Annotated in this window: 16 protein-coding genes, 1 CRISPR repeat array and 1 riboswitch; of the genes, 3 read left to right on the plus strand and 13 right to left on the minus strand. The window is 63.2% G+C overall.

Annotated features, from left to right (window positions below):
- The first annotated feature begins 41 nt into the window (after positions 1 to 41).
- A CRISPR array of direct repeats spans positions 42 to 1858; the repeat unit is 36 nt; unit sequence GTTCCGGCCAGTGCGCATATCCCAGTGATCTAGACT.
- 70 nt (positions 1859 to 1928) lie between these two features.
- From cas2 to AC3A84_RS02850, 7 genes are all read right to left on the minus strand, one after another.
- Entirely contained in the window at positions 1929 to 2255 is a 327-nt protein-coding gene (gene cas2, locus AC3A84_RS02820; RefSeq protein ID WP_487968229.1) for a CRISPR-associated endonuclease Cas2, read from the minus strand.
- 39 nt (positions 2256 to 2294) lie between these two features.
- Positions 2295 to 3224: a type II CRISPR-associated endonuclease Cas1 gene (gene cas1, locus AC3A84_RS02825; RefSeq protein WP_487968230.1), complete on the minus strand. Its 930-nt coding sequence runs from the start codon at positions 3222 to 3224 to the stop codon at positions 2295 to 2297.
- A gap of 6 nt (positions 3225 to 3230) precedes the next feature.
- Positions 3231 to 6362, minus strand: a complete 3132-nt coding sequence (gene cas9 / locus AC3A84_RS02830) for a type II CRISPR RNA-guided endonuclease Cas9 (protein ID WP_487968231.1) — start codon at positions 6360 to 6362, stop codon at positions 3231 to 3233.
- 174 nt (positions 6363 to 6536) lie between these two features.
- Positions 6537 to 9248, minus strand: coding sequence for a methionine synthase (gene metH / locus AC3A84_RS02835; protein WP_487968232.1), 2712 nt, complete (start codon positions 9246 to 9248; stop codon positions 6537 to 6539).
- A 59-nt stretch (positions 9249 to 9307) separates the two neighbouring features.
- Positions 9308 to 9427: riboswitch (S-adenosyl-L-homocysteine riboswitch) on the minus strand.
- Between the two features lie 130 nt (positions 9428 to 9557).
- The gene (locus tag AC3A84_RS02840; RefSeq protein WP_487968410.1) at positions 9558 to 10343 is read right to left on the minus strand and encodes a hypothetical protein; all 786 of its coding nucleotides are present in this window, start codon (positions 10341 to 10343) and stop codon (positions 9558 to 9560) included.
- Positions 10344 to 10520: 177 nt separating this feature from the next.
- Positions 10521 to 11924: an aminotransferase class V-fold PLP-dependent enzyme gene (locus AC3A84_RS02845; RefSeq protein ID WP_487968233.1), complete on the minus strand. Its 1404-nt coding sequence runs from the start codon at positions 11922 to 11924 to the stop codon at positions 10521 to 10523.
- Positions 11925 to 11926: 2 nt separating this feature from the next.
- Positions 11927 to 12844 (minus strand): amino acid ABC transporter substrate-binding protein, encoded by a 918-nt coding sequence (locus AC3A84_RS02850; RefSeq protein ID WP_487968234.1) that lies wholly within the window; start codon positions 12842 to 12844, stop codon positions 11927 to 11929.
- 179 nt (positions 12845 to 13023) lie between these two features.
- On the opposite strand from AC3A84_RS02850, the gene AC3A84_RS02855 reads away from it, so the two are divergent.
- Complete coding sequence (locus AC3A84_RS02855) at positions 13024 to 13950, plus strand: LysR family transcriptional regulator (RefSeq protein WP_487968411.1); 927 nt, start codon at positions 13024 to 13026, stop codon at positions 13948 to 13950.
- A 55-nt stretch (positions 13951 to 14005) separates the two neighbouring features.
- Positions 14006 to 14527, plus strand: coding sequence for a helix-turn-helix domain-containing protein (locus AC3A84_RS02860; RefSeq protein ID WP_487968235.1), 522 nt, complete (start codon positions 14006 to 14008; stop codon positions 14525 to 14527).
- A gap of 282 nt (positions 14528 to 14809) precedes the next feature.
- Here the strand turns inward: AC3A84_RS02860 and AC3A84_RS02865 are convergent, their stop codons facing one another.
- From AC3A84_RS02865 to AC3A84_RS02885, 5 genes are all read right to left on the minus strand, one after another.
- Positions 14810 to 15367, minus strand: a complete 558-nt coding sequence (locus AC3A84_RS02865) for an ankyrin repeat domain-containing protein (protein ID WP_487968236.1) — start codon at positions 15365 to 15367, stop codon at positions 14810 to 14812.
- Between the two features lie 174 nt (positions 15368 to 15541).
- A complete protein-coding gene (locus AC3A84_RS02870) occupies positions 15542 to 15964 on the minus strand; it encodes an Imm50 family immunity protein (RefSeq protein WP_487968237.1) in 423 nt (140 codons plus the stop codon).
- 74 nt (positions 15965 to 16038) lie between these two features.
- Entirely contained in the window at positions 16039 to 16548 is a 510-nt protein-coding gene (locus AC3A84_RS02875; RefSeq protein ID WP_487968238.1) for a hypothetical protein, read from the minus strand.
- Positions 16511 to 16918 (minus strand): hypothetical protein, encoded by a 408-nt coding sequence (locus AC3A84_RS02880; protein ID WP_487968239.1) that lies wholly within the window; start codon positions 16916 to 16918, stop codon positions 16511 to 16513. Before AC3A84_RS02880 ends, AC3A84_RS02875 begins: the two co-directional genes overlap by 38 nt.
- Complete coding sequence (locus tag AC3A84_RS02885; protein ID WP_487968240.1) at positions 16912 to 17124, minus strand: hypothetical protein; 213 nt, start codon at positions 17122 to 17124, stop codon at positions 16912 to 16914. The genes AC3A84_RS02880 and AC3A84_RS02885 overlap by 7 nt, the downstream gene beginning before the upstream one ends.
- A gap of 343 nt (positions 17125 to 17467) precedes the next feature.
- On the opposite strand from AC3A84_RS02885, the gene AC3A84_RS02890 reads away from it, so the two are divergent.
- Positions 17468 to 17731, plus strand: a complete 264-nt coding sequence (locus AC3A84_RS02890) for a hypothetical protein (RefSeq protein WP_487968241.1) — start codon at positions 17468 to 17470, stop codon at positions 17729 to 17731.
- 126 nt (positions 17732 to 17857) lie between these two features.
- On the opposite strand, the gene AC3A84_RS02895 is transcribed toward AC3A84_RS02890, so the two are convergent.
- A complete protein-coding gene (locus tag AC3A84_RS02895) occupies positions 17858 to 18241 on the minus strand; it encodes a hypothetical protein (protein WP_487968242.1) in 384 nt (127 codons plus the stop codon).
- Positions 18242 to 18660: the final 419 nt, after the last annotated feature.

The following is an 18660-nucleotide window of genomic DNA, read 5'->3' on the forward strand; positions in this document are numbered from 1 at the left end:
TGATCTAGACTTTCATCTACGGCGACATTGGCGAAAGCTGGGTTCCGGCCAGTGCGCATATCCCAGTGATCTAGACTCTCAGCATGTGAACGCACATGCGGCCATGGTTCCGGCCAGTGCGCATATCCCAGTGATCTAGACTGCGGTGGGAAATGCCGCGCGTGGTTCTGCTGTTCCGGCCAGTGCGCATATCCCAGTGATCTAGACTAAGCGAGCGTTCCATCTGCGTTCACCCCTGGTTCCGGCCAGTGCGCATATCCCAGTGATCTAGACTAAGACCTTTGTCTTCAAATCGCCGACCTATGTTCCGGCCAGTGCGCATATCCCAGTGATCTAGACTCAGAAATGAGAAAGCCCGCACGGCGGGCTAGTTCCGGCCAGTGCGCATATCCCAGTGATCTAGACTCGGAGTGATTTGAACCCACGCGCTGCCGGGGTTCCGGCCAGTGCGCATATCCCAGTGATCTAGACTTGCGCGACGACGTGGTGTGCAGCCTGCGGTGTTCCGGCCAGTGCGCATATCCCAGTGATCTAGACTCCCGGCGCAGCAGGCATCCGCGTCATGGCAGTTCCGGCCAGTGCGCATATCCCAGTGATCTAGACTGCACCCAGGGCAGGCCCACAGCCTGCGCAGGTTCCGGCCAGTGCGCATATCCCAGTGATCTAGACTCAGTTCGACATACTCGAGCGGCACGGGCAAGTTCCGGCCAGTGCGCATATCCCAGTGATCTAGACTTGATGCCGCGTTCACGGTCATTAGTGACTCGTTCCGGCCAGTGCGCATATCCCAGTGATCTAGACTACCCTGCCACTTGATGCCGACCGCATCCGCGTTCCGGCCAGTGCGCATATCCCAGTGATCTAGACTACCAGGCTGACTACACGGCAGCCGACACCAGTTCCGGCCAGTGCGCATATCCCAGTGATCTAGACTCAGTTCGACATACTCGAGCGGCACGGGGAAGTTCCGGCCAGTGCGCATATCCCAGTGATCTAGACTACGGAGATGCGACGTGGCTGAACAGGTAGGGTTCCGGCCAGTGCGCATATCCCAGTGATCTAGACTAAATGATCGAGACGATCCTTGGGGAGTTCGGTTCCGGCCAGTGCGCATATCCCAGTGATCTAGACTTCCACCCGGGCGGTTACATGGGCCGGCTCAGTTCCGGCCAGTGCGCATATCCCAGTGATCTAGACTGCGCCTGCAGCAGCGCGATGCGGCGCAGCCGTTCCGGCCAGTGCGCATATCCCAGTGATCTAGACTACGCACAGTACGCGGCCACCTGCAGCGATGGTTCCGGCCAGTGCGCATATCCCAGTGATCTAGACTGGTGGATGAATTTGCCAACTCAAGCGCTTTGTTCCGGCCAGTGCGCATATCCCAGTGATCTAGACTCAGGTCCGCATCGATCAGGTGGGCGTGCTCGTTCCGGCCAGTGCGCATATCCCAGTGATCTAGACTAAGGGTGCCGGCGAGCGCTACGCCGATCAGGTTCCGGCCAGTGCGCATATCCCAGTGATCTAGACTGCTCAATGTGCTGCTGCGGGTTCCATGCGGGTTCCGGCCAGTGCGCATATCCCAGTGATCTAGACTGCTGGCCGAGGACAGGAGCGACCATCTGGAGTTCCGGCCAGTGCGCATATCCCAGTGATCTAGACTCATTGCGCACCTCCCCGCTTGCATTGATGGGTTCCGGCCAGTGCGCATATCCCAGTGATCTAGACTTTCGATCATCCGCTGGTGAACATGGTTTTCGTTCCGGCCAGTGCGCATATCCCAGTGATCTAGACTACGGCCGGGCAGCGTGGGCAGTGCGGCGGTGTTCCGGCCAGTGCGCATATCCCAGTGATCTAGACTCTGATCGCGATAGCCCCTTGATTCGTCAAGGGGTTTTCGTTTCTGCAGTCCAGGAAAACATGGCGTCGGGCTAGAAAAGATCGAACTGGTCAGGCGCTTTTTGCGCGGGCTGACGGCTTCGGCCATGGAAGGAGATGGCGCGCTCGTACTGCTTGTCGGTGAACTGGAAGATATGCACTTTGCCTCCGGCCGGCAAGGCTTGCTCCACCTGACGGCAGAGTGTGTCCACCTGGGCCTGGCTGGTGCAAAAGCGCAGATAGACGCTGAACTGGCTCATCTGGAAGCCCACGTCCAGCAAGGCATTGCGAAAGCCAGTGGCCGCCTTGCGCTCGGCCTTGGTGATCACTGGCAGGTCGAACATCAGCACCATCCACATCAGTCGGTACCCCGTCAGCATGGTTGCAATCCTGTTGGCATGCGTCCGTTCGGCGTCACTTCAATCGGAATCGAAGCTGCCTGCCAGTGAGAGCGGCAATCCGGGCAGGGGCAGATCGAGCCGGATCCGCTCACCCAGATAGACCTGGGCCAACGATGTCGCCACGCGCTGAATGCACACCATGACGGGCGTCACGCCCTGCAGCGTCTGCATGTCGTCGTACAGCACGCGCACCAGGGCGCGCTTGGTCTCGGGCGTGACGTGGGCCTGGCCAGCCCGGTGCAATTGCCAGACCTTGAGATCCACCACCGGCCGGAAGGGCTCCATCAGGTCGTCCACCAAGCGCATGGGGTTCGCGTCATTGCTGTGGTGCAGGCCCAGGCTGGGATGCAGTCCAGCTGCGACTACGGCCCGGGCGGTGGCTGACCGTAGCACGGTGTAGCCGTAGTTGAGCAGCGCATTCAGGCCATCGCCATCCTGGTCTCGCCGGAAACCCGCACCGAATAGCAGGCTCCAGTAGCGCCTGGCTCCCTGCCCTTCGATGTTCTCCGGGTCACCGCTGCGCACCTTGCCCACCAGGGCCAGCAGCGGGGCCGTGGCGGCGCCTGCGGCTTCCAGCGCGGCGGCCTGCTGTTCCAGCTTGGCCTTGACCACTGTCGCCCATTGGCGCTTGAGCAGCGGCAGCCCGGCAGCCAATTGCGCTTCGATGCGCTTGGCCTGCACATGGTGGCCGTCGATGGGCAGCAGCATGCCGACTGCGTTGTGGTTGGCTCCGCAGAGCACGAAGGGCGCCCCGCGTTCGGCCAGGGCCACCATCAGGTTGTTGGTGTAGCTCAGGCCGTGGGCATTGGCGATGACGGCGGCGATGTCGTCCAGGGGGATCTGGCCCAGTTCCTTGCGCTCTCCCTCGGTGTCGCGCACGACGAGAAAGCCGCGATGCACGAAGAGATGCCGCCTGTCGTCCGCGATTTCGACGATGCGGCCGACCATGGTGCGTCAGCCCTTGAACCCCGGATCACGGAGTTCGCCGATGGGGGAGATGGTGACTTGGCGGGCCCTGGCTTTTTGGAAAGACCCAGCCATCTTGGAGACATAGGGCAAATCGCCGTTTCTGTTGCGGGCGTCCACGTTGGCTTGATTGACTTCTGACATGAAGACCTGTCCCGCTGCAGACATCTTCGCCACGCGCAAAGTTTGCAAGCTCCCTTCGCCTGCTTCCAACCGCACGCTATCGCCAATCACCAGCCGCATGGCCAATGCCCGCCCATTCTGGCCTTGGGTCGGATGCCGCAACTGCTGTAGGCCTCCTTTCCGGACGATGCGATACGCATCGAAGGTGGAGATCACCTGCCCCTCCCACTTGCCCTTGTCGTTGACGGTGACCTCGATGCAGTAGTTGCTGCCGCCCACATAGCCCTTGTAGGGTAGCGGCTGGCCTTCGGCATCGACGCCATGGCGCTGGGGCTGGCCGGGCTCGGCGATGCGGATCAGGTTGCTGATTTCGCGCCCCGCGCTGCCGTCGGCCTTGCGGCGCTGCTTGATGCTGCCGTCGCGCAGGATGCCGTAGCTGGTCTCTTCCATCATGGCGCCTTCGAAGCCGTGGTCGGGCTTGTGGCTGACCCAGATGTGGCGCACGGCGCGCTCCACATGGGCGCGGTAGGTGGGCCAGGGCAGCGGCATGTCTTCGACGAGCCGCGTCAAACCGTCTTCGCGCGCCTGTGCGTTGGCCTGGGCAAAGCGCTGCATCATGCGCTGGTCGGTCACGCCGATCACGCAGGCATCCACCGCATGGTGGCGGTGGTCGTTGCGGTTCTTTTCACCGTCCAGGCCCAGCACGTCGTTCAGGCCGAACTTGCCGCGCAGCAGCGCCGTCATCTGGCCCGGGATCACGCGGGTGGCGCTGCCGGGGCACACCAGTCGCAGATACTCCGCTGCTACACGTGAGAGATAGCGCGTGTCGTTGAGCGCACGGGCCAGAAAGTCCTTGTCCTCGCCCAGCCAGCGTTCGTAGCCGTCGGGCGCGAAGCGGTAGCGCTTGCGCAGCGGCATGCGCTCGGCGCGTTGCAGGATGCCGTCATAGCTCCAGCCCTGGGCCTCGAAGTCGGCACGGGCTTCCCACGGCGTACGGTTGCGCTTGATGCGGTTGGCTTCGCGCAGCGCCACCGTGCGGTTGTTCAGACTGTCGTCCAGGGTCATCGAGAACGACAGGATGTGCTCGATCTCCACGCCTTCGCCCAGAAGCATGCTCGCGCTGATCTGCACGCCGCTGTAGGGGCAGCGGCGGTCGGCCGCATCGTGGCTCAGCTCTTCCCACAAGATCCATTTCTGGATGTCCAGCGTGCGCACCCGTTCCTCGCTGATGCCCAGCACCTCGGCGATGGAGCGGCGGATGCGTGCATTGCGCTTCTGGTTGTCCGCCTGCCGCTGCTGCACTTCCAGCTTCTGTTCGCGGCTCTGCTTGAGGTCGCGCGCCAGCTCAATCACCACTTCGGCCGGGCGGCCATAGCGGCGCATCAGCGCATTGACCACCACACGCACCTGGTTCAGGCCGATATGCACGGTGGGGTTGGCGATCTTGCCGTAGCGCTCTTCGTCGTTGCGTGGGTTGTCCTTGGCAAACGCTACATGGCGTTGCAAGGCGCGGCCGTAGTAGGGCAGTTGCTTGAAGGCGAAGACGGGCTTGATCTCCCCGGTGGAGGCGATGGTGCGCTCGCCGATGCGTTCCACTTCGTCTGCGCCGTGCTCGAAGCTGAAGCCCAAATCGCTATGGTGCGCGAAGCCGGCAGCCTGCACGGCCTTGTCATAAGTGATGACGTCGCGCTGCAGCTCCGGCACCATGCGGGCCAATGCTGTGCGGCCCAGGCTGCCGTAGCCTTCTGGCAGGCCCGTGTTGGCAATGGCCTGCGCCCGCGCCTCGTCCACGCCCGTGTGTTCCTGCAGCCAGGCGATCAGGCGCGGCTCGCTTTCCTCGGTCATCAGCTGCGTGACGATCTCGTCCTGCAGTGCGGTGTCGAACCCGGCCCACAGCGCGCCGAACAAGTCCTTCTTGCTCAACGCCGCTGCGGTGGCATTGCCCTTGAGGCCATCGCGCTTGGGGTCTTCCAGGTTGAAGAGGGCCGAAAAGCCCAGCGCCTTGCGCATGGCGGTGAAGGTCACCTTGGCCTGCTTCTCCAGCAGCACCACAATCTGGTCGCGCTGCGCCAGAGTCAGTGTCTCTTCGCGCAATTCGTCATGCAGCACGCGCAGGTGATTCACTTCCTGATAGATGCGAAATCGCTGCGTGCTCGACAGCGCCAACAGGGCGCGCGGCTCGTCGGGCACCAGCGTGCAGCGGCCGGGCTGCACGGGCCGCAGCTTGCGCTGGTGCAGCAGGATGTCGCGCAGCTCGGCGCGGGCCACTTCGTTGAACAGCGCGGGGTTGAATGCCGCCTGCGCGGCCCACAGCGCATCGAATTCCTGCGCCACCATGGCGCGGTCCACGTACAGGTCATAGCGCTTGTCGATGCGCGGCTTGCCTTCATCGTTGGTGTAGCGATTTTCGCGGTAGCGGGCGCGCACGCCCTGGCCCTTCACCCCTTCGGGCTTTTGCTCCATACGCACTTTCCAGAACCATTCGCCCACCGTGCGGCAGCCCGACTCGTGCATCTGCGCCCGCAACGTGCCGATGGCCTGCTTGAGCGCGCCGCTGTCGCTGTCCTTGCGGTCGGTCTTGCGGTTGCTCTGGAAGCCCCGGCGCTGGTTCAGGTGGAACAGCGCGCGGCCGAATTCTTCCGGCTTGAGCGCGGATTCCAGCCCTCGGGCGCGCAACGCGTAGGGATTGAGCTTTTCCAGTGCCTTACGGGCTGACTCTTCCTGCGGAAAAAAGCCATGCCGCTCCAGCGCGGCCAGCATGCGGGCCTTGCGCTTGAGCAGCCGGTCACGCCGCCGCCGCATGGCGCGTGCGGCACGGCGGGTGACGGCGAGGGAAGAGCCGTCCTTCGGATTGCGGCCATCGCTGAAGATGCGCACGCCGGCCTTGATGATGGCCGACGGACTGCCCGCAGTATCCAACCGGAAAAGGGCCCAGCCCAGCGATGTGGACCCCAGGTCCAACGCCAAGCGATACGCCTGCTGTCTGTCTTTCTGCATGCATCCCCCTCCGCTCTGCTGTTTGCCGTTTGTAGCGGATTCGGGTAGATTCGCAAACACTTAGATCACTGGGATATGCGCTCTGGACGCTAACAAGCTGAAAGATGCACCAAATGGAAGGCCCCGCATGCGGGGCCTTCGTCTTTTCCGGATTCGAGCGCAGGGCTCGCAGCCTCAGAGGTTGGGCGCCAGCAGTCGCGCCAGGGCTTTTTCATCCATGCCCCGCCGCTCGGCCATGTCGTGCAGCTGGTCTTCGCCGATCTTGCCGACGTTGAAATACACGCTCTCGGGGTGGCCGATGTAGAAGCCGCTCACGCTGGCGGCCGGGGTCATGGCCAGGCTTTCGGTCAGGCCCATGCCGATCTCCTCGCACTGCAGCACGCGGAAGAGGTCGGTCTTGGCGCTGTGGTCCGGGCAGGCGGGGTAGCCGGGCGCGGGGCGGATGCCCTGGTACTTCTCGGCGATCATCTCTTCGTTGCTCAGGGCTTCGCCGGCGGCATAGCCCCAGAGGTCGGTGCGCACGCGGTGGTGCAAGGCCTCGGCGAAGGCTTCGGCCAGGCGGTCGGCCAGGCTTTTCAGCATGATGGCGGAGTAGTCGTCCAGCGCGTCGATGAAGGCCTGTTCCTTCTTCTCCACGCCCAGGCCGGCCGTCACCGCGAAGAGGCCGGCGTAGTCGGCGATGCCGCTGTCCTTGGGCGCGACGAAGTCGGCCAGGCACCGGCTGGGGCGGGTCACGCCGTCGATCACCTGCTTTTCGGTCTGCTGGCGCAGGCCGTACCAGGTCATGGCGACTTCGGTGCGCGATTCGTCGGTGTAGAACTCGATGTCGTCGCCCACGCTGTTGGCGGGGTAGAGGGCCAGCACGCCGCTCGCGCTGAGCCAGCGGCCTTCGACCAGCTTCTTGAGCATGGCCTGGCCGTCGGCGAAGACGCGCTGGGCCTGCTCGCCCACGATCTCGTCGGTGAGGATGGCCGGATACGGGCCGGCCAGGTCCCAGGTCTGGAAGAAGGGGCCCCAGTCGATGTATTTGGCCAGCTCGGTCAGGTCGAAGTTCTTGAACACGCGGCGGCCCAGCAGGCGCGGCTGGCGCGGGCGGTAGGCGCTGAAATCGACGGGCGTGCGGTTGGCGCGGGCCTTGGCCAGCGGCCACATCGGCGTCTGCTTCTTGTTGGCGTGCTGGGTGCGGACCTTGTCGTAGTCGGCGTTCAGCTCATCGACGTAGTGCTGCGCTCCGTCGCCCAGCAGGCTCTGCGCCACGCTCACACTGCGCGAGGCATCGGGCACATAGACGACGGGGCCTTCGTAGTGCGGCGCGATCTTGACGGCGGTGTGCACGCGGCTGGTGGTGGCGCCGCCGATCAGCAGCGGGATCTTCTTGATGCGGAAGTGGTCGTCCTTCTGCATCTCGCCGGCCACGTACTGCATCTCTTCCAGGCTGGGGGTGATGAGGCCCGACAGGCCCACGATGTCCGCGCCCTCCACCTTGGCGCGGGCCAGGATCTCGTGGCAGGGCACCATCACGCCCATGTTCACCACCTCGAAGTTGTTGCACTGCAGAACGACGGTGACGATGTTCTTGCCGATGTCGTGCACGTCGCCCTTGACGGTGGCGATGACGATCTTGCCCTTGCTGCGCACGTCGCGGCCGGCGAGCTCGTCCTGGCGCTTTTCTTCCTCGATGTAGGGAATGAGGTGGGCCACGGCGGACTTCATCACGCGCGCGCTCTTGACCACCTGGGGCAGGAACATCTTGCCGGCGCCGAAGAGGTCGCCCACGATGTTCATGCCGTCCATCAGCGGACCTTCGATCACGTGCAGCGGGCGGCCGCCCTTGGCGAGGATCTCGCGGTAGGCCTCTTCGGTGTCTTCGGTGATGAAGTCGGTGATGCCATGCACCAGCGCGTGCGCCAGGCGCTCGCCCACCGTCTTGGGGTGCTCGGGCGTGCCGCGCCATTCGAGCTTCTTGCTTTCGTCCTTGGCGCCGCTCTTGGCGGTCTCGGCGATCTCGACCAGGCGCTCGCCCGCGTCGGGGCGGCGGTTGAGCACCACGTCTTCCACGCGCTCGCGCAGCACGGGTTCGAGGTCGTCATAGACGCCCACCATGCCGGCGTTGACGATGCCCATGTCCATGCCGGCCTTGATGGCGTGGTAGAGGAACACGGTGTGGATGGCTTCGCGCACCGGGTCGTTGCCGCGGAAGCTGAAGGAGACGTTCGACACGCCGCCCGAGACCTTGGCGCCCGGCAGGTGCTGCTTGATCCAGCGCACGGCCTCGATGAAATCGACGGCGTAGTTGTTGTGCTCCTCGATGCCAGTGGCCACCGCGAAGATGTTGGGGTCGAAGATGATGTCTTCGGGCGGGAAACCCACCTCATCGACCAGCACGCGGTAGGCGCGTTCGCAGATCTCGATCTTGCGCGCGAAGGTGTCGGCCTGGCCCTGCTCGTCGAAGGCCATCACCACGGCGGCGGCGCCGTAGCGCTTGACGAGGCGCGCCTCGTGCTTGAACTTCTCCACACCCTCCTTCATGGAGATGGAGTTGACGATGCCCTTGCCCTGGATGCAGCGCAGCCCGGCCTCGATCACCTCCCACTTGGAGGAGTCCACCATGATCGGCACGCGGGCGATGTCGGGCTCGGAGGCGATCAGCTGCAGGAAGCGCACCATGGCCGCCTTGCTGTCGAGCATGGCCTCGTCCATGTTGATGTCGATGACCTGGGCGCCGTTCTCCACCTGCTGGCGCGCCACGGCCAGGGCCTCTTCGTACTGGCCGTTGAGGATCATGCGCGCGAAGGCCTTGGAGCCCGTCACGTTGGTGCGCTCACCGATGTTGACGAACAGCGTGCCCTCGCCGATGGACACCGGCTCCAGGCCGGACAGCTTCATGGGAGGGAGGGAAACAGCGGACATCAGGCTCACCTGTGCAATCGGTTGGGGGATGGAACAACAGGTGAGCGTCGTTGGAAGGCGCAAAGCTGCGGGGCAACGGCCGGCCCGAGCCTGACGCTGCCGGCTCCTGGCTTGAAAAGCAAGGGCCGGCGCGCGCTGCAACGCTCCTCGGGGGGCGGGCAATTTTAGGGCAACGCCGAACAAATGCCTCGCGTGTGGGGCATCGCGGAGACCCGCCGTGCCGTCCCCGTCAAGGAGCCGGTGGCCTGCCGCCATGCGCGCCCCGCCATGCGCGCGCTACCCGGCTCACCGCACAGGCAGGAACTGCAGGAAGGTCCCGCCCAGCAGGTTCTGCACATAGCTGATGGCGGCGCGCCGGTACTTCTCGGCCACCACGGCGGCCAGCAGGTCCAGCCGGGCGATGATCTTGCCGTATTCGCGCTCGAAGCTCAGGTTGCGCACGCCGGGCGCGATCTCGTCGGCCAGCAGCAGCGGCTGGCCGGTGGCCGCATCGCGCCGCTGGGCGATGAGCCACACGGCGATCTCCACGTTGCGCGCCGCGTTGTAGAGGTGCTGCGCGTCCAGGCTGTCGATCAGGAAGAACTCGGTCTTGCCGCCGTGCGCGGTGATGATCATGTCGGCCGTGGCGTAGGTGACGGCCGCCACCCGGTCGCCCGTGAATTCGGGGCTGAGCGCCAGCGCCAGCGCGGCGATGTCGCGCCGGCCCTGCAGCGGCGCCCAGGGCTGGCGCTGCTCCACGGCCTCGCGCACGCGCTGGCCGGCCTGGATGCGGCCCGGCAGCTGGCCCGGCGCCAGGGCGCCCTTGCGCCACTCGGCCGGGTTGCGGCGGTAGAGCTTGTCCATCAGCAGGTAGAGGCCGTCCAGGTTGTCGCGCATGGCCAGCGTCGCCATGCGGTTCACGTCGGACTGTGCCAGCTCGGTGGACTGCAGGCTTGCCGCCTGCACCTCGCCCCGGTCGGTATGCGCGGACGTACCGCAGCCGGCCATCAGCAGCGCCGCACCGGCCAGCGCGCCGCCCTGCACCAGCAGGCGGCGGCGGGCAAGCGGGGTGGAGGTGGCCGGCGTGCGCATGATCACGGGCCGATTATGGGCAGGTGGCCTACCAGGTCCGGCCCACGCTCAAGCGCCCGCGGCTTGGAACTGACCGGCTACGCGGCACACGCCTTCGGTGGCGGCAAGGCCGATGGGCGGCTGAAGGAAGCGCTGTGCGGCGTGGCTGTGGGCAGGACTGTCTGGGCGCGGCGCCGTTCAGGCCGTGGCCGCAGCGGCTTCGGCCCGGGGCGCGGCATGCGCCCGCACGATGTCTGCCGTCACCCGCAGGAAGGCATCCACGTCCTCGGCCGTGTGGCAGTGCAGCGGCGACACGCGCACCGCGCCCGTAAGCCCGAACGATTCGAGCATGCGCCGCGAATACAGGCTCGCCACGCTGCGCTCATAGACCGTCACGCCGCGCAGGCCGTATTCATGCACGGCCTGGGTGCAGTCCACGCCGTCGATGCCGATGGCGATGATCAGGTCGCGCAGCGTGAGGTCCGGGTGGTCCAGGAACACCTGCACGCCGGCCATGCGGCGCAGGCCGCAGCGGGCGCCGTCATCGCCATGGCCATCGCCGTCCAGCAGCCGCGCCAGCAGGGCGCGCTCGTGCAGCATGATGCGTTCGATGCCGGCCGCGAACAGCGCGCGGCGCGAGGGCTCGTCGGTGCCGGAAGCCGCCTCCACCGCAGCGGCCAGCTCCGGCAGTTCCCGCAGCGCCTGCCGGCCCAGCCAGCAGACGTAGTCGGCGATCTCGGTCACCACGGCGAACTGCCAGGGCGATGAACTGCCCAGGTCCCAGAAGCCTTCCGGCTTGGCCGAGAGCTTGTGGTGCGGCAGCGCCGCGGCGCGCTCCGACAGCCACGCCAGGCCCGATCCCCGGCAGCCGAAGAACTTGTAGGGCGCGATGTTCACGCCGTCCACCGGCGTCTTCTGCAGGTCGATCAGGCCATGCGGCGCGTGCTGCACGGCGTCCACCACGATGTAGAGATCGGGCTTGATGGCACGCGCCGCAGCCACGATGCGCTCCAGATCGAGCTTGGCGCCCGAGATGTTGGAGGCATAGATCACGTTCAGCAGCGCCGTGCCCTCGTCCACCAGCCGCACGACGGCCTCCACATCCACGCCGCCCGTCGCCGGGTTGCTGGGCGCCACGCGCAGCTCGCGCCCGGTTTCGCGCGCATACCGTTCCATGGCGTCGTAGGAAGAAGGGTGCTCCAGCACCGTCGTGACCATGTTGGTGCCCGGCACGTTCAGCGCGATGGCGCGCACCATCTCGAACATCGCGCCCGACGCGGTGAGCGCGGCATGCACGCTGCCGCCCTCGGCGTTGAGCATCATGCGCAGGTCGTCGGTGCCCGTGTTCTGGATGGCCTGCAGCTCGCGCGCCACGGGGTGGATGCGCTCGGTGTTGTCGGGCACCGCGTCGATCTCCGCGAATCGCGCCACCGCCGCCTTCAGGCGGAACGAGCCGCCCGCGTTGTCGAAATACAGGCGCGGGCGGCCCGCATGGTCGTGCTCCACCTGCAGGAAGCGGCCGCGCACCTCGCGCATCACCGCCTCAGGGAACGGCAGGCCCTGCGGGTAGCGGGCCGAAAGAACGTCATGGCCGGCCAGCATCTTCAGACGCCCTTCTTGCTGGGGTTGCGATAGGCCTCGCGCACGGCGTCCGTCATGGGGAAGTTCAGGTTCACGTTGTTGGGTGGGATCGGCTGGGTGAACCAGCGGGCGTAGAGGCGGTCGATCTCTCCGCTCTTCATGAGCTGTGTGACGGCCTCGTCCACCACCGCCTCGAACTGCGGGTCGTTCTTGCGGAACATGATGCCGTAGGGCTCCTGGCGCAGCACCACGTCGCGCAGCATGCGGTAGTCGCCCGGGTTGGGCGCCGTGGCGATCAGCCCTGCCAGCTGCACGTCGTCGAGCACATAGGCGTCGGCGCGGCCGTTGGCCAGCAGCAGGAAGGCGTCGGCCGTGTCCTTGCCGCTGATCTCGCGCACGTCCATGGCCTCGGCCCGCTTGAAGGTGCGCAGCAGCTGCACCGAGGTGCTGCCCGACACCGTGGCCACCGTCTTGCCGGACAGATCGGCCAGCGAGTTGATGCCCGAATTCTTCTTCACCGCCACCGTGATGCCCGCCACGAAATGGCTGGGCGCGAACGCCACCTGCTGCTGGCGCACCACCGAGTTGGTGGTGGTCGCGCAGTCCAGGTCCACCGTGCCGTTCTGCATCAGCGGAATGCGGTTGAGCGAATTGAGCAGCGTGTACTGCACGCGCAGCGCGGGCAGGCCCAGCTTGGCCTTGATCGCATCGACGACCTTCAGGCAGATGTCGTTGGAGAAACCCACCGGCTCGCTGCCGCCCTTGGGGGTGTACGAGAACGGAATCGAGCTGTCGCGGCTGCCGATGTGGACCACGCCGGTCTGCTTGATGCGTGCCAGCGTGTCGATCTCCTGCGCGCTGGCGGCGGCGCCATGGGCCAGCAGGCAGGCGCCCAGCGCGGCGGCCAGGACGGAGGAGGAAGCGAAGCGGCGAGAGGTCATGGCACGGACTCCTGGAAGGACGGCGGCGGCAATAGCGAAGCCGGGGGACGAGAACCGTGCGGCCAAAGCCGGCGCACGGGGCGGATGCGGCCCATTGTGGAAGTCGCGTCAGGTTTCAAAAAGCGATTTTTTGTGCTCGAATCGCATGAGCAAAAAGCGATGGATCGGACGCGCCCATGATGACCTTCAAGCAGCTGGAAGCCCTCTACTGGATCGGCCAGCTCGGCGGCTTCGCGCCCGCTGCCCGCAAGCTGCACACCACGCAGTCCGCCATCTCCAAGCGGGTGCACGAGCTGGAACAGATCTTCGACACCGCCCTCTTTGACCGTAGCCAGCGCAGCGCGCGCCTCACGGAAAAGGGCGAAGAGATGTTCATGCTGGCGCGCAAGCTGCTGCGCGAGCGCGATGCGGCGGTGGAGCAGTTCGGCAAGCCCGAAGTGATCGAGCGGCGCCTGCGCATCGGCGTGACCGAACTCACCGCCATGACCTGGCTTCCCCGCCTGGTGGCGCTGGTGCGCGAGCACTACCCCAAGGTCACGCTCGAGCCCGACGTGGACGGCAGCCTGCCCCTGCGCGACAAGCTGCTGGCCGACGCGCTGGACGTGATCATCGTGCCCGACGCCTTCACCGACAGCCGCCTGCCCGCCAAGGCCGTCGGCCAGGTCGAAAGCGCCTGGATGTGCCGCCCCGGCCTCGTGCAGCCCCCCGCCCCCGGCCGCCCCGTGCGCCTGCACGACCTGGCCACCCACCGCCTGCTGGTGCAGGGCAGCGCCTCCGGCACCGGCCGCCTCTACGACGGCTGGATGCGCGAGCGCGGCGTGGAGCCCGCCGATACGCTGGTCGTCAGTAACCTCATCGCCCTGGCCGGCCTCACCATCTCCGGCCTGGGCGTGAGCTACCTACCCCGCCACTGCCTTGCCCCCCTGGTCGCCGCCGGCATGCTGGCCGAGATCGACGTGCAGCCGCCCCTGCCGCCCGTGCCCTATGTGGCCATGGTGTGCGGGGACCAGCGCAGCGCCCTGGTGGGGTCGGTGATCATGCTGGCGCAGTCGTGCTGCGACTTCACGCGGGTGTTCCAGGCGGGCGGCGGTACGGCGCCCTTGTGAAGCGAAGCGGAACCTTGGCGGGCCGGCGCGTTGAAGGCTCCAGCCCGACTGCGCGGTGGACGCCGACCGCATGGTGGTCAGCGACGGCCCGGTGACCACCGCCGGGGCGGCCTTCGCGCAGACCGCTCTCATGCTGCACCTCATCCGCGTGCGCTTCTCCGCCGCCCTGGCCGACGCGGTGGGCAAGGTGCTGCTGATCGATGGCCGGCAGGCGCAGTCGCGCTTCATGGTGCCGGCCATGCTGGCCGGCGGCAACGAACTGATCGCGCGCCTGACCGCGTTCATCGAATCGGCGCTGCCCCATCCCCCTAGCGTCGGCGAACTGGCGGATGCCTTCGCCATGTCGCCCCGCACGCTGGCACGCCATGTGCGCGCCGCCACCGGCCAGAGCCCGCTGGCCCTGGTCCAGGCCGTGCGCCTGAATCGGGCGCGCCTGCTGATCGAGAACAGCCGGATGCCGGTGGACCAGGTCGCGCAGGAGGTGGGATATATCGACGCTACGGCGTTGCGGCAGCTGATGCGCCGGGGGGCGGGGGCCAATCCCAGTGCTTTTCGTGGTGGGGCGGGCTGGCGATGATTTTTGCTGCCCAAGGGCGAGGAGTCGCTTCATTCACTATGCAGCGACTTTGCTTGGGTGTTTGGCGTAGGGCGTTGCATGGCTTCGACGTGATCAGGGCTGTTATCGGCCAGTAGCAGTCGGGGGTGGCAGGTGAAAGCGGGTGCTCAACGCCCAAGTCAAGCGGCGCCGTAAGAAGCGCAGCTACTGGAGAGCACCAACAAGGGCCAGGGCAATGGCGAAGCCATGGCCCTTGCTGGCGTCCGCTTGACCGACCAGTTAGGCGCGACTTCTGTAAGCACTTTATGCATTACGAGAAAGCATTGACTCACCGTCCATGCCGCATGGTGGATTGAACGTCCCATGCCACCCCACCAAAACACGACCAAGGGAGTCTGTGAAGTACGGTGAGCCCTTGCTAATTCTGACCAGTCCCCCGCCATAAGCGACGAACAGTTCAGTGCTGGCTCTCGCTTCTGTTGCCTCGCTCCACCGGTTGCTGCCCGGCAGAACGTCGGGGTCAATCGGCGGTTCCCATAGCGTGTTTCTGCCGATAGATGCGCTCCTAAGGAACACGGCGAGTTCGTGATGCCCCTTCTGCGCGGCAACTTCCGCCGGAGTAAGAGAGTCATGGGTCTGTGCCTCGGTCGATGCGCCAAGCTCAATCAACGCACGACATGCCTGTTCATTGCCGAAGTAAGCAGCCTGATGGAGAAAGCTCCACGACGAACCAGGCTTTGAATAGCGACTACAGCGTTTTGCGAGGACAGCAGATTTCTCCCACTCCGATAGAAGGCGATCCCATTCCCCGGATTTCGCCGCTTGATATGCCTGTTCAATCACGCTTTGTAGTTCGCTCATGTTTGCGCAAATGAATTTTTTGAGTGGCCTAATGCCCCAGTAAGCGGCGCCAGAAGGAGCGCAGCGAGTGGAGGGCACCAACAAAGCCCATGAAAATGGCGAAGCCATGGGCTTTGTTGGCGTCCGCTTGACCGTAATGTTAGGCCTATGTTTATAGCTTGGCGGAGGCAAAGCTTATTTAGCATACGGTGTGATGCTGATGAGTTGAGCCCGTTGGGCGGCGAAAGAAGCCTCAAAGAGGTAGCAGTGCTCCAGCTCGACTTTGATGAAGGTTTGCTCCTGCTTGTCTTGTGCCTGTACGATTTCCAGGTTCAATGATGAGATGACGTTCTGGCCGTTGAAGCCTTCGAGGTGAAATTCACTGATGCCCTCAAACTGGAAATGAAGCACAGCATCGCCATGCAACTTGTAGTGACCTTCAGGCGTGATCTCTGAGGCCGTTACCCATCCACGCAGATGCAAGTCAAGTGTCGGGGCTGATTTGCCTAGCGTCCTATCGAGAGATAGCTTGAACACCTCTGCATCATGAAAGCTTGGCCAAAGCCCAAAGTGGGCGATGACGTGTTCATGACCGACGATGAACTCATGTGCTTCCATAAACAGTGGCCTAACGCGCTGAGTTCAGACGCCGCCGTAGGCGGTCGGCTGCAACGGATAGTTGGGGAAATATTTCATGGGCATGCAAAAAGTGGCTTGATCAATAGCCATGAAAGCCAAATTAATAGAGCGGACATAGCTATATGGGCCAGACCTTCTGTCGGGCCCTGCATCTGTGCCGGAAGCATAGACATCATTGCATTGCCAATCTCGCAAATAAGTTGTGAGCTTGCCTTGTACTTGTCGGCACAGCTCTTCAGCGTGATTTTCTTCGCAGAGAAGAATGGAATGGAGCTCAGAATCGTCAGTGCCGAAATCAGCAGCATCATCACTGCACCAATGATTCGGAGCGCCGGGCGAACTTGCAACTCTGGATTCTCAACTGGAGCCACGAAGCCTCCTAACGCCCAGGTTAACCGGCGCCGTAAGGAGCGCAGCGACTGAAGGGCACCAACACTGGCCATAAAAATGGCGAAGCCATGGCCAGTGTTGGCGTCCGCGTTGAACCGCCAGTTAGGCCTTGCCGAAGCGTAAAGCATGCCCAGTTCATGCAGTTCCTTCTGTGTCAGCTTCTGCAAGTACACGACGCAAAAATGACTCTTGTTCGAAGCCAATGTCGTCGTCAATAGCTGCGAGCGGTTCAAGCGCTGCTGCAGAAAATACTGCAGCTTGTGTGAGTATTGATCCGTCCTCGGCAGGAGGAAGTGTCCAGCCCGGCGCGCCATTTTTAACAAGAAGTTGGCTGAGGGCTTCCATTCTGAAGTACACAGCTTGTGCCTTCTGTGGGTTGCCCTTGTACAGTTTTGCAATTAGGAATAAGCCTCCGCCCGGCTCATCTCCAGAGTACTTCTCGCTCTCTGTGACAAGGGTTAGCAACTCTTCTTTGGTAACAGCAATGCCATTCAGCATGTCGATTGTTTTCTGGTTTGACTCGCGCCTGTCGCTGTTCACCATAGTGCCCTTATTCCTGAAATTAGTGTAATAAAGCAAATGGCCCACATGACTATTGGGCCGGATGCTCCTTTGAACTTGATTCCCCACACCTCTAACTCGATATCGCCGGATACTTGCTCAAGTGCCAATACCAATACCAATACCAATACCAATACCAATACCAGTGCCAGTGCCAGTGCCAGTGCCAGTGCAGTCAGGGTAGCCAATGGCACTCCGATAGCAGCCGCCAAGTGTTCGTAGAGGGTGTCATTGAAGCGCCGGTCGTAAAGCGAAGATCAGACGAACAGTACAAAGAACACTGCTCCAATAGCGGCGAGCGCTAGAACGGAACCCCAACGCATAAGAGTTGAGCTTTGCGAAAAAGCGCTTCGCCACGCTTGATGATGACTGTTTCGGATTCACTCATATGAGAAGGCCTAACGTGAAGTTGAGGCGCCTGCGCGGCTTTTCGCGCAGGTCGCCTCGAACGTAGTGTTAGGCATCACCGCGTACAAACCGTTGGAATTCCTCATATGTGACCGACTTTCGACCGTGAAGAAACCGAGATGAATGTTGGTTGAAGGCGCGTTCTTGCGACCGAACGAAGGTCTTAGCGCTTTTTCGCATGGCGCGCAGTGTGGCTCTATTGGTGACGGCACCACCTTCGACAACTTCTGTGAGCAACTGCTCGACGCGCCGCTGTGCTCCGGCACCCATGCAAGCGCGCTTCATATACTTAGCAAAGGTAATGAAGAAGAATTTCTCAGCGTGGAACTGCTTAAACTTGGCGTCCACTTTCTTCATCGCATCATCGAGCGAGTTACTTTTGTTTAGCTCTAGGTAGAAGAGCCTCATTGCATCATCAATGTAGCCAGCGGGAACGAGCTCGTCTGAGCCGATCAAGAAATAGAACGGGCATGGCTCTTCGATACGCAGAGGCTTAATTGCATGTAGGCCAAATCATGCAGCCATAACGACACCAAGATTGTTCTTCGAATTCTTGTTGATCTCCTGTAGCTTCGGCAGGAGTTGGGGCCACGAGATCATCTCTCCTGACGTGGCGATCTGAATCCCCAAATGCTCGTCACCGTGCGCTTCAATGTGAAGAATCGGTCGCAAACCATCCTTGGTTTGTTCATTGATCTGTTCGAGAACGGCGAGGAACTGCGACTCGCTTTCAACTTTGAAGTAGTGGCAATAACCAGGGCGATTTGCTGACGTGGCGTCGCATATTTCATCCCTCAGGTGAATTGCTGTCTGCAAGTCAGACTCGTCAAGAGCATCAACGATGACGAGCGTATTGTTCGAGAAACGAGAAGTAAATGACAGTGCGCCGCGAGCCATTTTGTGATGCCTAACGTCATGTAGACCGCACCAAGCCGCAGGCCATATCTGGCGCTTGCGGTCTAAATTGGTGCGAAAAAAATGCGGAAAGGGGCTTGTAGCCTAGCTTGGCGGCGCGTTTACTGCACAAAAATACAGTACTAAATTCAGCCATGAAACCCGCCGCCCCCCTTGTGTTGTGCGCCACACGGTTGCTGGACCAGCTCCGTGAGCGAATTCGTTAAAACAACTATAGCCCGCGCATCGAGCAGTGCCTACATGCAATGGGTGCGCATGTTCGTGAAATGGCACGGCTTGCGGCATCCACGACATGGGGCAGCAGGAAATCGAAGGTTTTCTGGCCATCATGGCTGAATGACAGCTTTAGAGGTTCTAGCTGGACGGCTGCTCAGTGCCCGAGGCGAACGTTAGCCCACACG

Source organism: Paracidovorax sp., assembly GCF_057642795.1.